The following is a 2,474-nucleotide window of genomic DNA, read 5'->3' as shown; positions in this document are numbered from 1 at the left end:
ATCTATATCTGATGATATAGAAGTACCTAAAACTTTGGATGAGTTTTATACCCTTATTGAAAATATGCCTGAGGGGCAGAAGTTTTCTGAAATTAATTTAAACAATATTAATAGTATTATATGTTATATAGGTAATGTTGAAATAAGGGTCGGAGATAGAGAAAATCTTTTAGATAAAATAAACTTAGCATTAAACTTAATTAACCAAGGAACAATTGCTAAGGGATACATAGATATGAGTGTGGATGAAATACCACCAGTAATAAAAGTTAGTGAATGAGGGGAGGCAGCTATATGAAAAAAATTACATCACAAATATTTGTAGCAGTTGTATGTGCATTATTAGGTTTTTTGCTTGCACATCAGTTTAAATTAATAAATGAAAATAATAAGGCTAATTTATCTAATCAAAATTTAGATATTGCAGCAGAAGTTGAATCTCTAAAGAAAGAAAAAGAAGAATTAGTTAATACTAATAATACATTATCAGAAGAACTAAAAAAATTAGAAGAAACTGCAGCAGCGGAAGGTGAAGTTGAAGCAGAAATTAAGAAGCAATTGGATAATGCTAGAATGAATTTAGGATTATTAGATGTGAAGGGGCCAGGGATTATAATAACGTTAACACCCAAAACTAATATATTTGGATCTAATAATGATACATCAAATAGTATTATTAGTGAAGATGAAATAGTTCATATAGTTAACTTTTTAAGGTATCAAAAAGCAGAAGCTATTTCAGTTAACGGTGTAAGAGTTACACCTCAAACTGGGATTAAAAACTCTGGAAAATGGATATGGGTTGGTACAGAAAAAATAGATCATACAGAAAAAGTCGTAATTAAAGCAATAGGGGATAAACAAGCTTTAAACGTTGGAGCTAACTTTCCAGGCGGATTAGATTATGGTGTGCTTCCAAATTATAAACAAGATATAGTTTTAAGTGATGAAATTATAATAAATAAAACTACTCAAACTTTAAAAAATGAGTATGTTATTCCAGTAAATTAAGGGAGGGTATGAGATGATAGCATTTATAGGACTACTACTGGGAATTGTATTAGGATTAATATTAGAAGTAAATATACCAGCTACATTATCTCCCTATATGTCTGTTGCAATACTTGCTTGTTTAGACTCAGTTTTTGGTGCTGTAAGAGCATCATTATCTAAGAATTTTAAAGCCGATATTTTTATTTCAGGGTTCTTTGGTAATGCATTATTAGCAGCAGGCCTTGCATATTTAGGAGATAAACTTGGTATTCCTGTATATATAGCAGCTGTAATAGTATTTGGAGGAAGAATATTTGATAACTTTGCTGTAATAAGAAGGTTGATAATTGAAAAATTGAAGAACTATAAAAGAGGTGAATAAATGAAAAATTTAAAAGGGAAAATTTTCATTTTAATTGCATCTGTTTTTACTGGTTTTTTAATTATTAATACTATTGATATGAATAATACTAGTAAAGATATAGCTTCATTAAATGCTGTTGATTATAAAAAGGCAGTTGAAGAGAGAAATAAGCTTTATAAAGAAATTGAAGATATTCAAAACCAAAATATTGAGTATGCAAACAAGATAAATGAGTATAAGGGAACTGATCCTGAACAAAAGAAAAAATTAATTGAAAATATGAAAAGTCAACTTATTGACTATGGAGGATTAAGCGGTATATCTGATGTTAAAGGGCCAGGATTAATTATTAAAATTCAAGATGCTGATATAGATAAAGTCTTAGATACAAACTTTCAAATGAATATGAAATTATTCCATGAAGATGATTTTGCAAGAACTATTAATGAGATTAGATATGCTGGAGCACAAGCTATATCAATAAATGGTCATAGAGTATTACCCAAAACATCAGTAAGTTGTAATTGGGCTTCTATAGGTTTTGACGATAATTCTACTACTGTAGGTCCATTTTATATATATGCAATAGGTAATCCTGAAGAAATGAAGGCTTACTTATTATCAGATAATAGTTTTATTCAAAATTTATTAATAAGAGGAATTAAAGTTGAAATAGAGGAAAAAGAAGAATTGATAATTCCTGCAACTAAGCAATTCGTTGAAGCTAAATACATGGAGAGATACGAAGTTAAATAAATAAAAAAATTAAAAATAAATAAAAAAAAATTAAAAAAATGAAGGATTTTAAGACTTCTTGGAGAATTAATACATTATGTAAATTGCTACTAGATACTTTTATAGGAGGTAATGTCTTGAATATAGAAGAAAATATAGCAGAAATAGTTAAAAAAATACCGGATAATGTGACTTTAGTAGCTGTATCAAAGACTAAGCCGATTGAAGACATTGAACTAGCTTATAAAAAAAATCAAAGAGATTTTGGGGAAAATAAGGTTCAAGAGTTAATAAATAAGGAAGAAATTCTTCCAAAAGACATAAGGTGGCATTTTATAGGTAATTTACAAACTAATAAAGTTAAATATTTAGTAGGTAAAGT

The 2,474-nt window shown here is 28.1% G+C and carries 3 protein-coding genes and 2 pseudogenes; all 5 read left to right on the top strand.

Annotation, left to right across the window (positions count from 1 at the left end):
• Window positions 1–280: pseudogene (locus tag E6248_RS15375) on the top strand (cell division protein FtsQ); the annotation flags it as partial.
• A gap of 14 nt (window positions 281–294) precedes the next feature.
• Window positions 295–1,011 carry a DUF881 domain-containing protein gene (locus tag E6248_RS15370; RefSeq protein WP_316341644.1) on the top strand — a complete coding sequence of 239 codons (717 nt, stop codon included), beginning with the start codon at window positions 295–297 and terminating at the stop codon, window positions 1,009–1,011.
• Between the two features lie 13 nt (window positions 1,012–1,024).
• Window positions 1,025–1,375 carry a small basic family protein gene (locus E6248_RS15365; RefSeq protein WP_316341643.1) on the top strand — a complete coding sequence of 117 codons (351 nt, stop codon included), beginning with the start codon at window positions 1,025–1,027 and terminating at the stop codon, window positions 1,373–1,375.
• Complete coding sequence (locus tag E6248_RS15360; RefSeq protein ID WP_316341641.1) at window positions 1,376–2,113, top strand: DUF881 domain-containing protein; 738 nt, start codon at window positions 1,376–1,378, stop codon at window positions 2,111–2,113.
• Between the two features lie 116 nt (window positions 2,114–2,229).
• Window positions 2,230–2,474, top strand: a pseudogene (locus tag E6248_RS15355) (YggS family pyridoxal phosphate-dependent enzyme); the annotation flags it as partial.

The organism is Clostridium sp. (genome assembly GCF_032552055.1).
In the GTDB taxonomy this organism is placed as follows: Bacteria; Bacillota; Clostridia; order Clostridiales; family Clostridiaceae; genus Clostridium.
Note: the sequence above shows the minus strand (reverse complement) of the source record. Positions and strands in the feature narration are given on the sequence as shown.